Genomic DNA, 17,013 nt, shown 5'->3' with positions numbered 1-17,013 from the left:
CATTTTTGCTCATGCAAATTTAGCAAAAACGAATGAAGTCGTGCTTAAAATCCTAAACTAAAATAATACGTGAATTTAAATGATACGTTATCTTCAAATTTTGGCAAATTGTAGGCGCCATATCTGTACATAAAACTCAATCCGAAACCAGCAAAAAGTTTGTTGATTTCAAAACCAGATTCCGAATATCCGTGTTTTAGTGAATTAAACTCTTGCCCTAAGTGACGTTCAATATTTTCAGCGTCACCAATTGCAAAACGTGTAATTAACGTCATTTCAGGACGGAAATTTTTCGTGATTTTAAACGGTTTAAACTGATGTTTTGCTTGAAACATCGCATATTTATCAGAGAAAAACTCATTGAAATACATGGTTTCAAAACTGTTTCTTCCAGCAATTGAAAAACGCTGTAAAAGCACATCTTTGTTAGGATTGTTTGGCGAAGTATGGTATAAATGTGAAATTGGAATGTCTCCAATTCCCAAACCACCTTTTACCAAAAATGAAGTGACACCTTTGTCAATTGGACGAATTTCATGCACAATTCGGGCATCTAGTTTTGTATAGTTGAAATCGCCACCAAGAAAACCATCAAAACTTTGCGTTGCTTGAAAAGCGAATTGTGGAAAACCACGTTTTATTTCTGTACGTCCGTGACGCGTTTGCATATATTCGCTAAACGGATTCCATTGTACCGAAAAAGTAGCTTCTACGATGTCGTATGCGTTAAATATTTCGCCGTTGTTTACAAAACCATAATCATAGGTCGATTCTACATTGCTTCTGGAAAGCATCAAATTGGCATGTGTTTTTGCGGTAATTTGATGTTCTATATTGGTCGTTAAACGTTTTACTTCATAAAATAAATCAATATTGAATAAACGCGGTTCAAATAGTGAAAATGCACGTCTGTCTGTGATGAATCGCGAACTTCCTGTTTCCACTAAATCATCTGTATACGATATTCCAAACCAAGTTTGCGTACGCTTGTCCAATCGTGCTGCGCCGCCAACTCCAAATTTAAAATCTTTATCACGTGTTCCGTATACTCCGTAACCATTTAAACGATATTTGGTAGAAAAGTTTGCATTGGTTACACCACCAAGTCCTAAACGAAAGGCTTCGTAGTTGTTGTATTTTACCAGATAGCGCAAGTCTAAATCGATGTACTTTGTTGGATAGTAGCCTTTTAGAAGTTTTCTAGCCAAATAGATATCTTTTTCAACGCCGTCTTCGGCAATAATACTGTCCAACACAACATAGGTTTCTTTCCCACGTTTGGAAATGCTGTCCGTTCGGTACTGATTCCAAAATTCTTCTGTTCTATCATGTGCTTGCTCGTCAATTTCAATAGCCAAACCACGTCCTTTTATGGAAACTTCTGTGTTGATGGCTAAGTCAAAATTCTTTGTTTTTGAACTGAGATAAACAAAGTCGCTGGCATCTTGTTTGTTTGTGCGGACTACTTTTGTACTGTCTTGCGGATTGCCACGTTGAACTTTTACCGTACTTCCTAAGATAGAAACGGAATCGTCTGTTTTTCCTTTGCGGATATTGATTTCTTTATCGGTTGGAAACCAAACTTCAAAGGTTTGATTGTACTCAAAATTTTGAACGGCTTTGATATCAATAACACCTTTTATTTCTGCAATTGCTTTTTGCAACGCGTATGATTGTTGGTCAACATATAAAATACCTTCCAAGCCAGATGTTTTTCCTTTCTTTTTTGGACTGTAGTAAATCATGTATGCATCTCGGTTGTTATTGGTAACCGTATCTAATATTTTGTAATTGTACGTTGCCAACGCATTGTTTGCTAACGGACCTGCATACGAAGTTCCAAATAAATCATATTCGTTTTTGTAGAAAGAAAATGACTGAATTTTGAGTCCTAATACTTCATAAATAGGTTCTTTGAAACCTGCCATGCGCGTAGCTAGAATTTTTTCGCGTTTCCCTTTGGAGGAACTAAACGATACTTCACTCACTTTTTCGGTCATGTAAATATGACTTCGCGTCATGTCTTTCTTGAAACTATAATTTGAAGAATCAACTTCTTTAAAAACAAGTTTTCCATCTTTTTTGGTGTAGATAGAATCTATTTGTCCGTTAATAGAATCAGGATTGGCAGTTACTAAAAGTTTGTTGTATGAGTTGAGTTTAAAGGTATTTAGTTTCCGTTCTGGATCGTTATCATTTTTGCGTTTAATGGCATCTCGAATAATCTGTAATGCAGGATTTTCCTTATTGTATAATACAACAGCGTCTAATGATTCTTGAGAAGGTTCTAAGCTTATTTTAAGGAAAGAAGTATTTTCATTAATCGGAACCGTTTGTGTTTTATAGCCAATGTACGAAACACGAATAGTGGTTGTTCCTTTTTTCAGGTTGAGCGTAAACTTACCTTCGGCATCTGTAATTGTTCCTTTTGATGCGGAAGTTAATACGTTTGCAAAAGGAAGTGATTCTTTTGTTTTCTTATCAATTACAATTCCTGAAACTGTTTGTTGTGCAAACATAGAAATAGTGGAAAACAATAAAATAAAAATCAGTAAAGATTTTTTCATCTGTTGAGTTAATTTTTAGATGTCAATTAGGAATGTATTTGTCATTAGAATAGTCGTGATAACTTCTTAATTTACGCAAATTCCCAACATGCTTTAAGGTATAACGAATACTTTGGTATAATGTTACAAAAAATAAAGCGACTGAATGTCGCTTTATTATTAGTTTATTATAAGTTTAACGTTTTTTAAACCGTCATAATTTCTTTTTCTTTCAACACGTAAATGTCGTCAATCTTCTTTACGTATGAATCTGTTAGTGATTGCACATCTATTTCTGCGTTCTTTTTAACGTCATCAGAAACATCCAAACTTTTAATTTCTTTGTTAGCATCTTGTCGCGCATTACGCACTCCAACTTTTGCATGATCAGCTTCACTTTTTGATTGTTTTGCTAATTCTCTACGGCGTTCTTCCGTTAATGCAGGAACATTGATAATTACAGACTCACCATTATTCATTGGATTAAATCCAAGATTGGCAACCATAATACCTTTTTCAATTTCTTGAATCATACTTTTTTCCCAAGGTTGAATGGTAATTGTACGTGCATCTGTACTGTTTACATTGGCAACTTGTGATAACGGTGTTTGCGAACCGTAATAGTCAACCATAACACTTGATAGCATTGCAGGCGAAGCTTTACCAGCTCTAATTCCTAATAATTGCTTGTTTAAGTGTGTAATGGCATTATCCATTGCTTCTTTTGTGGAATCTATAATAAATTTTATGTCTTCGTTCATATTGTGAAAAATTATTAATGAAAGTAGTCATGGTACTTTCTATATCATTACTAATTTAAAAATATTTTTTGTTATTGTTCGATTAAAATCAAAAACTACGCCATATTCTATTTTACAAGTTCACTTTTGTTCCAATATTTTCACCTGAAACGACTTTGAGAAGGTTTCCTTGCGTGTTCATATCAAATACAATGATGGGCAATTCGTTTTCTTGACTTAGCGTAAAAGCAGTTGTATCCATTACTTTCAATCCTTGTTTTAATACTTCATCAAATGAAATATGATCAAACTTTACGGCAGACGTATTTTTTTCAGGATCTTCATTGTAAATACCGTCTACACGCGTTCCTTTCAAAATGACATCTGCATGTACTTCAATAGCACGTAAAACGGCTGCTGAATCGGTTGTGAAGTATGGATTTCCTGTTCCTGCACCAAAAATAACAACACGTCCTTTTTCTAAATGACGAATGGCTTTTCGTTTGATGTACGGTTCGGCAACTTCTTTAATTTCCAATGCAGTTAGTAAACGCGTGTGTACATCTGCATCTTCCAAAGCACTTTGTAGTGCCAATCCGTTGATTACAGTAGCTAGCATTCCCATATGATCGCCTTGTACTCTGTCCATACCATTGCTGGCACCAGCAACACCTCTAAAAATATTTCCTCCGCCAATAACGATGGCTACTTGTATTCCTAAATTGACTACTTGTTTAATCTCTTCGGCATATTCGGCTAAACGTTTCGGATCTATTCCATAGTTTCTTTCGCCCATGAGCGCTTCGCCTGATAATTTGAGTAAAATTCTTTTGTATTGCATTGCTTCTAATGATGAGTTTTGCAAATATAATAAATAATGAAGCGTGTAAAAATGTTTTTAAAAGAGAAGATTCAATTTAGTACAAACCAAAGTAATTACTAATGTTAAAGTGTGAAAGCATTAATAAAGCTTATGTATTTGATAAAATCTTTAAATATTTATAAGTAATTTCTTATGAAAATATTAACAATTTGTGAGAATGAGTCTAGATATCTTTGTTTTGAAAAAGATCAACAAATAAAAATTATTATGAAAAAGCAAAATTTTAAATTAGGATTGAACAAAAGAAGTATTTCAAATTTAAATTCTTTAAAAGGAGGAAATGATACGAGAATTGGAAGTTGTACTTGTCCATTCATTGATACTACGGGTAATACTAATGAATGTCCAAATACAGAATTGACAACTTGCCATTCAGGAATACCAAAATGTGATCCAGATCCAACAGGAAATTGTCAAACGCACGAAGCAACTTGCGTATGTTTTTACACTGAAGGAGTACCTTGCTAAACTTTTGTAACATATTTTAAGTATGTAATACGCAAGCAACACACATTTATCCAAATTAAAAAACACTTTTTATTTTGAAATATTAGTACTGTAATAAGTTTATGTCTTTATATTTTACTTACTGCTATGAAAAAGAAAATAAGATCGAAATATAAAGTTTACTAATAACGACAATTTAAAGTAAGAAGTGTTTTTATAGACTCAAGAGAAATGAGGCTTTCTGAAAAAGTGGTTACAACGTCATTTAAATCCAGTTCGGTTTGACGAAATCTATATTTTTAGTCAGCCTCATTTTTTCATTACTGCTACTAATTTTAAATCAACTTACCATGAAAAGAAAAAAAATAACACTAGGATTGAAAAAATTGAATATTTCAAATTTGCAAAACTTGCACACAATAAAAGGAGCTGGAAGTATTAGACTATGTAGTGACAATAATTGTGGAGAAACTGCATATTGTGAAACACAAGGCGGTTTTGAATGCGGCGAAACGTTGGCGTCAGATTGTGGGTTTAATTCGCATATGAATACTGATTGTACTATATTCACATACAATCAATATTGTTAGCATATCGTATAAATCGTTACCATATAGAAGTTGTCATTAGTTTGACAACTTTTTTTTATACTACTATTTTGTAGTGTATATACGTACAAAAGTTAAAATTTTAAGTAAATAATCAACGTTTACAAAAAGTGTTCGACGCTTATAAAATCTGTAGTGTTCTTTAGTATCGTTTTCCATAGTTTTGAAATATGAAAAAGGTGCACAATTTTTCAAAGTATTAATTATTTAAAAATTAAAATTATGAAAAAACAAAAATTAAAATTAGGCTTAAACAAGATTGACATCTCTAACTTGTCCAATATTCATGGAGGAGGACCAAAACAAGCCTATACAATTACACAAGTAGGAAACATGTGTTGTCCAGTTTTAGGATCGGAAGAATGTCCAAATACACAGGAAACTACTTGTTGGTCAGGTCACCCAGGATGTCAGGATCCAGACCCATCTTTACACTGTACGGCAACAATAACCGTAGTAGGGATTGGATGCTAATGACATAGTCAATTTTTAAAACAAAAAGAGGTCATTTTAATAAATGACCTCTTTTATTATATTTGAATAAGATAGCTTATCCTAAAGATACACGTTTGAAACCTGTTACTTCAACATCTCCAAAAGAAGAAACGTATTTTGCAACGGTAGACTTTTCATCTTTGATAAAGTCTTGGTCTAATAAACATTGTTCTTTGTCTAACGTAGTATTGTCAGAAATGAATCTTTCCATTTTTCCTGGTAAGATACGATCCCAGATTTTTTCTGGTTTTCCTTCAGCAGCTAATTGAGCTTTTGCATCTTCTTCAGCTTTTGCTAAAACTTCTTCTGATAACTGAGACATAGAAATGTACTGAGGAACATTTTTCAATGTTTTTCCTAAACGTACTAATTCTTCGTTTTCTTTTTCAATAGCAGCAATTCTTGCTTCTGTTTCAGAGGCAACGAATGCAGGATCAAAATCTTTGTAAGATAATGTAGTTGCTCCCATAGAAGCAATTTGCATTGCTAAGTCTTTCGCTAATGTGTCAGCGTTGTCAACTTTTGCACTTAATCCAACAACAGCGGCAATTTTGTTAATATGAACGTAAGAACCAACATAAGCAGCTTCGATTTTTTCGAATGCATTAATGTCAATTTTTTCTCCAATAACACCTGTTTGCTCTGTTAACTTTTCAGCAACTGTCATTCCACCGAAATCAGCAGCTAAAAATTCTTCTTTTGAATTGTAGTTAATTGCTAGCTCAGCAAAATCTTTCGCTAAAGAAACGAAGCTTTCGTTTTTACCAACGAAATCAGTTTCACATCCTAAAACGATTGCTACACCAGCAGTATTGTCTGCATTTACTTTTGCAGCAGCAACACCTTCTGAAGAGTCACGATCTGCTCTTTTAGCAGCAACTTTCTGACCTTTCTTACGAAGAATATCAATTGCTTTATCGAAGTCACCTTCTGCTTCAACTAATGCTTTTTTGCAGTCCATCATTCCTGCACCTGTAGCTTTTCTTAATTTACCTACTTCTGCGGCTGTAATTTTTGCCATTTTATTTTTGTTTTAATGTTTATGCGTTAATTCGACATTTTTTAAAGAGGCAGCAAAACTACGATTCTTCATATGGCAAATTAACGCATCAACGTTAAATAATAATTATTTTGTTTCTTCTTTTGCTGGAGCTTCCGCTTTTGCAGGAGCTTCTGCTTTTGGAGCAGTAGCTTCTTTCTCAGCTTTTTTAGCTTCCTTTTCAGCTTTTCTCTCAGATAATCCTTCGATTACAGCATCTGTAACGTGAGTTAAGATATTCTCGATTGATTTAGAAGCATCATCATTTGCAGGAATTACATAATCAACCTCTCTTGGGTCAGAATTTGTATCAACCATTGCAAAAATTGGAATGTTTAATTTTTGAGCTTCTTTAATCGCGATGTGTTCACGTTTGATGTCTACTACGAACAATGCACCTGGAAGACGTGTCATATCAGAGATAGAACCTAAGTTTTTCTCTAATTTTGCTCTTAAACGATCAACTTGTAAACGTTCTTTCTTAGATAAAGTCATGAACGTTCCATCTTTCTTCATTCTATCAATAGAAGCCATTTTTTTAACGGCTTTTCTGATCGTTACAAAGTTTGTTAACATTCCACCTGGCCATCTTTCAGTGATGTACGGCATGTTAGCATTCCCTGCTTTTTCAGCAACGATGTCTTTTGCTTGTTTTTTGGTAGCTACGAAAAGTATTTTTCTACCAGATGCTGCAATTTTCTTTAAAGCTTCGTTAGCTTCGCTGATTTTTGCTGCAGTTTTATATAAGTTAATGATGTGGATTCCATTGCGCTCCATGTAGATATACGGCGCCATGTTTGGATCCCATTTTCTTGTCAAGTGACCAAAGTGTACACCTGCATCAAGTAAGTCTTTTACTTCTATGTTATTTGCCATTTTTGTAAATAGTTTACGTTCCGTTGAATTAGCAATAGGTAAGTAGCAATTGTATTTTGTAATTGGTCTTCTCTATTTAGATGCTAAACTAAATTTCGCTGTATGCGAAACAACGACAACATGTTTTTTAATTTCAATAATAAATGAACTATACGTTTTGTGAAAAAACGAGATAGATTAACGTTTCGAGAACTGGAATTTCTTACGAGCTTTCTTCTGTCCAAATTTCTTACGTTCAACCATTCTAGGATCTCTTGTTAATAATCCTTCTGGTTTTAGTGCTAATCTGTTTTCAGCATCGATCTCACATAATACTCTTGAGATTGCCAAACGAACAGCTTCAGCTTGTCCAGTAGCTCCACCACCATATACGTTTACGTTTACGTCATATGTGTCAACAGTTTCTGTTAAAGCAAATGGTTGCTTTACTTTGTACTGTAGTGTTGGTGTTGGGAAATACGTTTCAAACGCTTTCTTGTTTACGGTAATGTTTCCAGTTCCTGGAGTAACATATACACGAGCAACAGCGGTCTTTCTACGACCAATTTTGTGAATAACTTCCATGTTACATTAAATCATTTAAGTTAATAAGTTTTGGTTTTTGAGCTTCTTGTCCGTGCTCAGAACCAACATAAACTTTTAGGTTACGGAATAATGCGCTACCTAATTTGTTTTTTGGTAACATTCCTTTCACTGATTTTTCCACTATTTTTGCTGGATCTTTTTCGAAAAGTTCCGATGCAGTTAGTGATCTTTGTCCACCTGGATAACCTGTGTGACGAATATAAGATTTGTCCGTCCATTTGTTTCCAGTTAAGTTGATTTTTTCTGCATTGATAATTACAACATTATCTCCGCAATCAGCATGTGGTGTAAAGCTAGGCTTGTACTTACCTCTAAGTAATTTTGCTACCTTAGAAGCCATACGCCCTAGCGTCTGTCCTTCAGCATCAATCAAAACCCACTGCTTGTCTGCAGTTGCTTTGTTGGCTGAAATTGTTTTGTAGCTTAATGTGTCCACACTAATTTTTTTTAATAATTAAACATTCCTATCTCTTAAAAAGAGTCTGCAAAGGTAAGATTTATTCTGTAGATAACAAATACATTGCAAAGAATACTGAAAATAGTTAAATGTATTGATTTTCATTAGCTTACTTTTTCAGTTTGTAGCTTTGTATTCCTAGTTGTATCGATATAATTTTCTGTTGATCGTCTGGTCAGATTTCAATCGCACAAAAAATAATTCAAAAACGTAATTTTAAAACTATCTTTAGCGAAAGTTTTGTAGATGAAATTTTTACCAAAAATAAAGAAGTTTTGTATCAATACCGCGATTATAGTGTTGGTCACTTTTGTATTGTTTGAAATTTTGTATCGAAATTCTGTGATTGACTTTTATAAAGCTGAAACTTCGCATTTGAATAGTGAAGATGATTTGGTAACACCTTCCGTAGATTTTTTAGTATTTGGCGATTCGTTTTCAGCAACAGCGAAAGACATTAATTATATAGAAAAGATAAAACAAGCGCATCCAACAACTACTATTGTCAATGTAAGTGTACCAGGAATTGGAATTAAGCAAGTGAATACCTTCGCGAAAGCAAAAATTAAAAAACACCAACCGAAATCAATTATTTATCAAATTTATGTTGGAAACGATTTGATTGATGTGAATCATTTATGGAGTTGGGAAAAGTTTTCCCTTGCTCGAAATTTGTATTGGGAAGCTTCCGATTATTTTATGAGTATTTCTTACCTGAATCATAAAGCTTCTGTGTTTAGTTCGCGTATGAATAGTAGAACGTATACAATGGCGACAGATACGTTTAAGGTAGATTATTATGATGCGCGTACAAAACGGTTTTTAAATTTTGACAGTTCGTATTTGACCAAAACATTTACGTTACAAGAGCCGTTTGCGAAACGTTATGATGATTGGCTTTCTGAAATGCACTATTTTTTAGAAACGATTCCAGCAGATATTCCTGTGTATTTGGTTTGGATTCCACATTGTACACAAGTCAATGAGTATTATGTAACTAATTTTGAAAGGTTGGGCGCTACTTTTGATATTGATAAAAATATTAAAGAAGTAAATTATCCATTCTTTGCGCAAGCAACAAAGGATTTAACAGCATACACAAATGTGACACTATTAAATCCTTTACAGACTTTTCAAGCGAACGATACTTCTGGTTATCGTTTGTATTTTGCCAACGATCCACATATTAATGATCGTGGAAATGTGGTATTGAGTGATTTTTTACAAACTAAGATCACTTTTGAATGATTTCCTATAGATTCCTGCCTGCGCAGGAATGACATTCGGTCTTTGAATTGTCATTTCGCACTTGATGCGAAATCCACTTTAAAAAAAATACGGATTCCTGCCTGCGCAGGAATGACAAAGGAGAATTTAAACCGTCAAGCTGAACTTGATTCAGCTTCCCATAACAGTGAGCAAATCAAAAATCGTAAATCAACTATCTTTTTCCTCAGCCGCATTATTTATAGCTTCTTTCTTCGCTAATAAATTCTTTTGGTAACGACCTTGTACAATATCAATGATGACTAACGTAATAATGACAAAGTAGAATGTTGTTTTGCTCATTGGCGTGACATAGTTTCCAAACAATTGTAAATGTGCAATGTGTCCACCTTCTGATAGTAACATGATTCCCACAATGAAAAGGATAAATAATCCTAGTACTTCATACATTTTGTTTTTCTGCAAGAAGTTAGATACTTTATCTGCCATCACAATCATTAACAATCCACCTAAAACAATAGCAATTGTCATTAATATTAATTGCGGCGTTTCTTCCATGTCGCTTGTGAGTGCCATAGCGCTCAAGATAGAATCAAACGAGAACACCAAGTTCATTATTACAATCCAAGTGATGACACTTTTTACAGATTTCTTCTTTACTTTTTCATTGCTTTCGTGTTCTTTCATCAACATCATATGCCAAATTTCCTTCACAGCTGTATATATGATGAAAATACCACCGGCTAACACAATTAAACTATGTCCATTAAAATCAAATTCTAAGATTGAATTATTGTGCATTGTTAAAAAAGGTTCTTGGAAAAATTGAATCAGTTTTACCAAAATAAACAGCAATACAACACGTAGAATAATTGCCAAACCAACACCTAATTTACGCACATATGATTGTTTGTCTTTCGGTGCTTTTTGAGATTCTAAAGAAATGTATAATAAGTTGTCGAATCCTAATACAGCTTGCAATAAGACAAGCATAAATAAGGTAAAAAGACTATCTAAAGTTAAAAGTTGTTCCATGTTTTTTATTGGTATAATTATTTATTGACCTCTGTTAGTTGTTCAGTTTCAGGGTTTGTTACAGGATCTTGTGTTTTTGGGGCAAAGTGCCATTGTATGTTTGCTAATATTTTAGTAGCAATCAATTCATTTCCAAGTTCTCCCGTATGGCAAAAATCGAAATAAATAGTTTTCTCAGTGTTGTCAAATGCATTACTGATATCTAAAAAAGTAGGATCGTTGATCATGAGTGAATCTTTACGAACCATGTCATAAGATAATCTGTATAGGTTTTCATAATATTGTTGCGAGTCATAGTAACGTTTCTCAGCTTCGGTTAAGAATTTCTTCGAATAAATATTAGGTTGCATAAAGTTGTATACTTTAAAACCGTATTCATTTTCCAAACTTTTTGAGAGTTTAACCAAACCGATATAATTGTCTGCAATGTCTATCGCTAGCGCATCCGAACGCGATTCTAATTGAATGTATGCTGAATTTGTAAAGAGTTTGCGTTGCATCGTAGTGATAAAACGATACAAGTTGCTCGAATATACCATTAAAGCAATACGTTTCTTGTAGCTATGTGCAATTTTAAATTCTTTCTTTCTATTGTACGCATTTGTTGGCGATCCAGCTTCGTTATTTTGATGTCCAGAAATCACTTCGTTGACGCCATCATAAAAAATAACAATGTCAGGAATGTTCTTTTTTACCAATTCTCGCTGTAGCTGAATGTTCTCTGTGGCGCGTGTGTAGCCATGACAACCAAAGTTGGTAACTTCTACATTCTGCTCAGGGAAATATTCGTGGATTAATCGTGATAATTCGGATGGAATTGTATGTTCGTCACGCGCACCAGAACTATACATGGTAGAACCGCCAAAGCAAAATATTTTTAAGGCTGTAGCCGAATCTTTTAAACTCGGATTGGCTGTTTTTCGAAGTCCATTTTCATAAATTGTATTGTGTTTGCCTTTCATCGGTTTAAAACGATAATGCAAATATGGTTCCCATTGCATGTCTTGTTGACGAAGTTCTCGGTAAATTTCTTTGATGGCTTCATCGTCCAAATCACTATCATCATACAAACCTGAAGCAATAATATATTCAGTGTTTCCATCAATACCACTTTCATCATGGTAACTATAAAAAATACCGAGTCCAATTTCTAATAAAAGAAAAGTGATGAGTACATTTCTGAATAATATATAGGCAAATTTGAGTTTACTTTTCACGAATACAAAGGTTTATAAAATATACTTTACTTTTTTATTGAGCAGCATCAGCAAATAACTTGCAACTCCAGCTAGCATAATTGTAATAAAGGTTAAAGGTGTCGAATCTAATTTAAAAAAACGAAGAATTAAAAAAATAATTAATGGATGTATTAAATAGAGCGCTATCGAATAGGATGATAACAACTTGCTATTAAGATTGGATATACTTTTGAAAGTAAACGCAGTAATGAGTAATGCGGGCGCCAAAAATACATACGAAACATACGTATTGAGAATGGCTTCTCCTGTAATGAAATAATAGGTAACCAAATTTTCTGCAACTAACAGTATCAAACTAATCACAAGTAATTTTATTACAAATGATTTGCTGAGATTGTTGTGAATATTTGTGCGTTTAATTACATAACCAATACTTAAAAGAGGTAAGGCAAACAATAGAAAATTTCGATGTAAAGGTGGATAATTCATCAACTTGTCTACTGTCGGTTGATGTGAAAACACATGCAATTCGCCCACATATTGAATAGCAATTCCTATCAAGAATAAAACAGATGTCGTTATAATTAATAGTGTATTTGAAGTATCCCGAAGTAGATAGAGTATCAATCCGCCAACAAAAAGCGCGGCTAAATACCATAAATGATTAAAGCCAAATACAAATGTTGAAATCATTTTCAGTAAATTGAAATCGTCTAAATGTACCCAAAAATAAGTGTATATCAACATCCAAATTACATATAAAATACCAACGCGTTTCAACCAAGTTTGTATGCGATTATTTTTAAATACAGTAAATAAAAAAAAGCCATTGACACAGAAAAAAAAGGGAACGGCAATCCTGAAAATTCCGTTTGTAACAATTTGAGATGCCACTTCGCTATATTCAAACAAAAAGCCACAATGTGTGCCAATTACAAATAGTGCAGCAATAACTTTAAAAATATCCAATAGTATGTTTCGCGAAGTAGTTTGCAACTCTTTTATGATTTTTGAATCTTAAAGATATAGTTTTTCTCCTTTACGACGCTTTTTTCTAAAATCACTTCAAAAGAAAGTCCATTTTTTGCAGCTAACTTTTTTATATGTTCTATTTCGCAATCTTCGGATAAAATCATCCACGTATTGGGCGCAATGTGTTGTGGAAGTTGTGTAAATAATTTTTCAAAATACTCAAAATTTTCTCCGCAAAACCATGCGCGCTCTTTGGTATTTTTTGGTGCTTTTGGATAATATGGTGGATTGATGATGATGTAGTCAAATGTCTGCTCTGCTAGATTTTCAAACAAATCAGAATACACAACTTGTAAAGAAATAGCATTTGCAACAGCCGCTTTTTCAAGTTCATGAATTGCCACATGATTGATGTCGGAAGCAGTTACATTGGCACCTTTGGAAGCCGCAAACAATGAAATGATTCCAGAGCCACAACCGAGTTCTAAAAAGTGCTTATTGGTTAAATTTAATGGTTTTATATATTCTAAAAGGATTTTGGTGCTTATCGTAAAATGTGGTGGAAATACTTCTGCACTAATTTGTACCGTAATATCTTCGTACGTGTAACTTCGTTGCTTTAGCGTGTATTTATCAAAGAAAAATTTCGCAACTGGAAATATGATCTTTTTAAGTTTCTTAAACATATTGCTACGAATTATTCTGAGTAGAAGCCTTCAATTTCTGGTTGACGATATTTCCAAATTTTGTGTAAAACCTTGATTTCATACGGAAATTTATACCAGCCATATTTAAAACGATAGCCTGAAACTAATTTTAGCAATGCTTTTTTGTAGCCTTTGATTCTAAAATCGGAAGCAGTTGGATAATATCCATTCAATACCGTTTCAAAATTTTGAATTTTGTCAATCATATACGGTTTCAACCAAGGCGTTAACGGATTTCTTCGCAAATCGAACTTTTCCCAACTTGGTTCAATCCATTCTTCTAATTTTGATGGAAAAGAAAATCCTGCGTCTACAATTTGTTGGTACAACTCAGAACCTTCCGTTGGAACAGGACTGTATAAGTAAATGATAATTTCTGCGTCAGCGTTGATCGATTTAATTTCACGAATAAAATTGATATCCCATAAAATTTGCTCGTATACTTTCTTCTCGTTTGGTCCTGGCAATCCTAATACAAACGACAGTTCAGGAATAATGTCTACATCTTTCATGCGTTTTACAAAATCCTTAATCATTTGACCCGATTGTGTGCCACCTTTGTTCATTTGCTTCAACACTTCGTCATTTCCCGTTTCAGCACCTAAAAACATCATGCGACAACCTGCTTTTCGCATATAATGCAGTTCTTCGTCAGAATATTTATTAATTGTATCAATTCGTCCTTCGCCCCACCATTCAATATTATCATCCATGACGAGCTTGGAAAATTCCATCACTCGTTTACGAGAGGTAAAAAAGTTATTGTCATGAAACTCTACGGCATCAATATTATACTTTTCTTTAAAATACTTTAAATCTTTATAAATAGTGGAAGCAGCTTTTGCCTTCCATTTTGCATTGTAAATCGGCACCACGGCACAAAAAGAACAACTAAACGGGCAACCCATACTAGAATGATACGCAAAAGTTCGTTGTCCCATAAATGTCTTTGCCAAATAATTTTCTAGCGGATAAAACGTATTAAAATATTCGTATGGATATGGTGGTAATGAATCTTGATCGAGTAGTGCTTCTTTTACGGTTTGCACAATCTTACCTTCTTCATCTTTAAAAATCAAATTGCGGATGAGTGTTAATTTCTCATCACTTTTTCCTTCTATATAATCTAATAATTTTGGAAATGTATTATCGCCAGGACCATTGATAATGTAATCAACATAACCTGAATTTAAGCATACTTTATATTGGTTGGATGCAAAATATCCGCCCCAAATATTGATCGCATCAGGATACAATTCTTTAATCTTTCTTGCATACGGAATCGCTTGTTTCAATTGCGGTCCAGGCATTACTGTGAGACAGAAATACTTGAATTCGCCAGTAGCAAAATATCCTGAAATCTTTTCCCAAGGATCGGTTTCCATGTTTCCATCTACAAAAACGTAGTCATACTTTCCGTGAATTGCCGCGCCAACCTGAATAATGGTATTTGGCAAACGATGCTTTGCATTCGCGCTTCTCGGATTGAATATGATGATTTTATTTCCCATGAATTAAATATGCTTCAATTTTTACGAGTCAATTTGAAGTTTTGACAAAACGCACTTTAAAATGTTGTAAATCTACAAATCTAAACGGGAAATACATGATCAAATTTGCAATTTAAGTGTAAAAAACACGACATCTATCTGAAGTGAATCTAAATTGAATACTTTGTTGAAGATTTACTCTTGTATGTAAAACAACAATTCAATAAAATTCATTTTTTTTAATACTGTATAAAGAAGTTAAGTGACTTAGTTTGCTAACTTTTGAATGTGAATTTTTACTATTTTACAGCTTCTTACAAATGTTTCTATCGGTCTACTTTTATTTTACTTTGGGCGTAAAATATTGATAAACAGCACTAAAATTCGCATTGGCAACTCGTTCACGATGCGCTGCAGCTACTTTTATGATTCTTAATTTTTCATGCAATATAAATTTTGTTGTGAACTATAAATGTAATAGCAAAAGAAATGTTAGCATGGCTTATTTTTTCATATTTCGTATAAATTCTTTTCGAAGAGACTGTATATTTGTTGAAATCACACCAACGACCAAAGAAACAGTTTTGCTTAAAAAATACCTCTTTAAACCCTTAAAAAACCTGATCATTATTTTCGGGATTACGTTTATTTTGCTTGAAGTAATTTTGGCAATTTATATTCGTACAGCTGAAGTGAAAATAGAAATTCCTACCTATACATTTCAAAATACACATCGTTTTTGGTACGATTTGGATGAAAATTTTGGCACATTACATTTACCGAATGATGAATATCGACAGAAAAAATATTGCTTTGATGTCGTGTATCAATCCAATTCAAAAGGACTTCGTGATGTAGAACGCGAAGAAAATGCTACAACCAAACGCGTAGTTGCTTTGGGCGATTCCTTTACAGAAGGAATTGGTGTACATATGCAAGATCGTTTGACCAATTTGTTAGAAAAAGAAACAAATATTCCACATTTAAATTTTGGTTTGGCAGGTAATTTTGGTCCCACACAATACATGATGATGTACAAATCATTGGCAAGTAAACATTCGCATGAAGCCGTTTTGATTGGTATTTTACCATCAAATGATTTTATAGATGATGATTATGAAGTAGGCTTGAAAGTTGGTGGCGACAGATATCAGCCGTTTTTAAAAGGCGCATATCCAAATTATGAATTGGTATATCATGCAGATAGTTTGCACAAATCAAGAGCAAAACCCATACAACCTAGTTTTATCTACAAGTTTTTAAAGAACTTTACGCATGCTTACAATATGTATCGATATTTGAGTGTATTGCAGCGAGTAAAAGCTATTCCAGAAGACAAATTGTTGGATGCTTCAAAAGTACCAAGCTATTTCAATTACACTGAAAAACAATTCAACCGCATGCGTTTTTCTATAGAAGAAATCAAACGCTTGGCGGGCGATCGTCCTGTAATGGTTTATAGCATTCCTATTGAAAAAGAAATCAAAGCCTATCGCGAACACGGAAAAAACCCGTTGGCAAAACGATTGCAAGCGGTTTGTGACAATATTGAGGTAGAATACTTAGACTTATTACCCAAAACAGCAGTTTTTTCAGAAGCAGAATACAAAGCTTTATTTCTATCCTGTGACGGACATTGGAGTGAAGCAGGAAATGCATTCGCAAAAAAGGAAATTGAATCATTTTTTACATATTACAAACCATAAA

At 33.6% G+C, this 17,013-nt stretch carries 17 protein-coding genes; 5 read left to right on the top strand and 12 right to left on the bottom strand.

Annotated elements, in window-relative coordinates:
• Positions 1-44: 44 nt before the first annotated feature.
• The 3 genes from AA089_RS08000 to pyrH all read right to left on the bottom strand — a co-directional run bounded on the left by AA089_RS08000 (position 45) and on the right by pyrH (position 4,127).
• On the bottom strand, positions 45-2,567 hold the full coding sequence (locus AA089_RS08000; protein WP_046756424.1) for a DUF5686 and carboxypeptidase-like regulatory domain-containing protein: 2,523 nt from the start codon (positions 2,565-2,567) through the stop codon (positions 45-47).
• A gap of 185 nt (positions 2,568-2,752) precedes the next feature.
• A complete protein-coding gene (frr, locus tag AA089_RS07995) occupies positions 2,753-3,307 on the bottom strand; it encodes a ribosome recycling factor (protein WP_046756423.1) in 555 nt (184 codons plus the stop codon).
• A 112-nt stretch (positions 3,308-3,419) separates the two neighbouring features.
• Positions 3,420-4,127 carry a UMP kinase gene (pyrH, locus tag AA089_RS07990; RefSeq protein ID WP_046756501.1) on the bottom strand — a complete coding sequence of 236 codons (708 nt, stop codon included), beginning with the start codon at positions 4,125-4,127 and terminating at the stop codon, positions 3,420-3,422.
• 249 nt (positions 4,128-4,376) lie between these two features.
• On the opposite strand from pyrH, the gene AA089_RS07985 reads away from it, so the two are divergent.
• From AA089_RS07985 to AA089_RS07975, 3 genes are all read left to right on the top strand, one after another.
• Entirely contained in the window at positions 4,377-4,637 is a 261-nt protein-coding gene (locus AA089_RS07985; RefSeq protein WP_046756422.1) for a hypothetical protein, read from the top strand.
• 329 nt (positions 4,638-4,966) lie between these two features.
• Positions 4,967-5,206, top strand: coding sequence for a hypothetical protein (locus AA089_RS07980; RefSeq protein ID WP_046756421.1), 240 nt, complete (start codon positions 4,967-4,969; stop codon positions 5,204-5,206).
• Between the two features lie 240 nt (positions 5,207-5,446).
• Complete coding sequence (locus AA089_RS07975) at positions 5,447-5,698, top strand: hypothetical protein (protein WP_046756420.1); 252 nt, start codon at positions 5,447-5,449, stop codon at positions 5,696-5,698.
• A gap of 76 nt (positions 5,699-5,774) precedes the next feature.
• On the opposite strand, the gene tsf is transcribed toward AA089_RS07975, so the two are convergent.
• The 4 genes from tsf to rplM all read right to left on the bottom strand — a co-directional run bounded on the left by tsf (position 5,775) and on the right by rplM (position 8,655).
• Entirely contained in the window at positions 5,775-6,740 is a 966-nt protein-coding gene (gene tsf / locus AA089_RS07970; RefSeq protein ID WP_046756419.1) for a translation elongation factor Ts, read from the bottom strand.
• A 105-nt stretch (positions 6,741-6,845) separates the two neighbouring features.
• Positions 6,846-7,634 (bottom strand): 30S ribosomal protein S2, encoded by a 789-nt coding sequence (gene rpsB / locus AA089_RS07965; protein WP_046756418.1) that lies wholly within the window; start codon positions 7,632-7,634, stop codon positions 6,846-6,848.
• Positions 7,635-7,811: 177 nt separating this feature from the next.
• The gene (gene rpsI / locus AA089_RS07960; protein WP_046756417.1) at positions 7,812-8,198 is read right to left on the bottom strand and encodes a 30S ribosomal protein S9; all 387 of its coding nucleotides are present in this window, start codon (positions 8,196-8,198) and stop codon (positions 7,812-7,814) included.
• 1 nt (position 8,199) lies between these two features.
• Positions 8,200-8,655, bottom strand: a complete 456-nt coding sequence (gene rplM / locus AA089_RS07955) for a 50S ribosomal protein L13 (RefSeq protein ID WP_046756416.1) — start codon at positions 8,653-8,655, stop codon at positions 8,200-8,202.
• A 267-nt stretch (positions 8,656-8,922) separates the two neighbouring features.
• On the opposite strand from rplM, the gene AA089_RS07950 reads away from it, so the two are divergent.
• On the top strand, positions 8,923-9,924 hold the full coding sequence (locus AA089_RS07950) for a hypothetical protein (RefSeq protein WP_046756415.1): 1,002 nt from the start codon (positions 8,923-8,925) through the stop codon (positions 9,922-9,924).
• Positions 9,925-10,113: 189 nt separating this feature from the next.
• Here AA089_RS07950 and AA089_RS07945 read toward each other — a convergent pair whose 3' ends face one another.
• From AA089_RS07945 to AA089_RS07925, 5 genes are read right to left on the bottom strand one after another with little or no spacing between them, the layout of a single operon-like run.
• The gene (locus tag AA089_RS07945) at positions 10,114-10,938 is read right to left on the bottom strand and encodes a TerC family protein (protein WP_046756414.1); all 825 of its coding nucleotides are present in this window, start codon (positions 10,936-10,938) and stop codon (positions 10,114-10,116) included.
• 17 nt (positions 10,939-10,955) lie between these two features.
• Positions 10,956-12,155: an SGNH/GDSL hydrolase family protein gene (locus AA089_RS07940; protein ID WP_046756413.1), complete on the bottom strand. Its 1,200-nt coding sequence runs from the start codon at positions 12,153-12,155 to the stop codon at positions 10,956-10,958.
• A gap of 12 nt (positions 12,156-12,167) precedes the next feature.
• On the bottom strand, positions 12,168-13,106 hold the full coding sequence (locus AA089_RS07935) for an acyltransferase family protein (protein WP_162200423.1): 939 nt from the start codon (positions 13,104-13,106) through the stop codon (positions 12,168-12,170).
• A 32-nt stretch (positions 13,107-13,138) separates the two neighbouring features.
• The gene (locus AA089_RS07930; RefSeq protein ID WP_046756411.1) at positions 13,139-13,795 is read right to left on the bottom strand and encodes a methyltransferase; all 657 of its coding nucleotides are present in this window, start codon (positions 13,793-13,795) and stop codon (positions 13,139-13,141) included.
• A gap of 11 nt (positions 13,796-13,806) precedes the next feature.
• Positions 13,807-15,327: a B12-binding domain-containing radical SAM protein gene (locus AA089_RS07925; protein ID WP_046756410.1), complete on the bottom strand. Its 1,521-nt coding sequence runs from the start codon at positions 15,325-15,327 to the stop codon at positions 13,807-13,809.
• 476 nt (positions 15,328-15,803) lie between these two features.
• Here AA089_RS07925 and AA089_RS07920 point away from each other — a divergent pair, with 476 nt between their 5' ends.
• Positions 15,804-17,012, top strand: a complete 1,209-nt coding sequence (locus AA089_RS07920; RefSeq protein ID WP_046756409.1) for an SGNH/GDSL hydrolase family protein — start codon at positions 15,804-15,806, stop codon at positions 17,010-17,012.
• The last annotated feature ends 1 nt before the right edge of the window (position 17,013 follow it).

It is taken from the genome of Kordia jejudonensis (genome assembly GCF_001005315.1).
GTDB lineage: Bacteria > Bacteroidota > Bacteroidia > Flavobacteriales > Flavobacteriaceae > Kordia > Kordia jejudonensis.
This window is presented reverse-complemented; position numbering and strand designations above follow the sequence as displayed.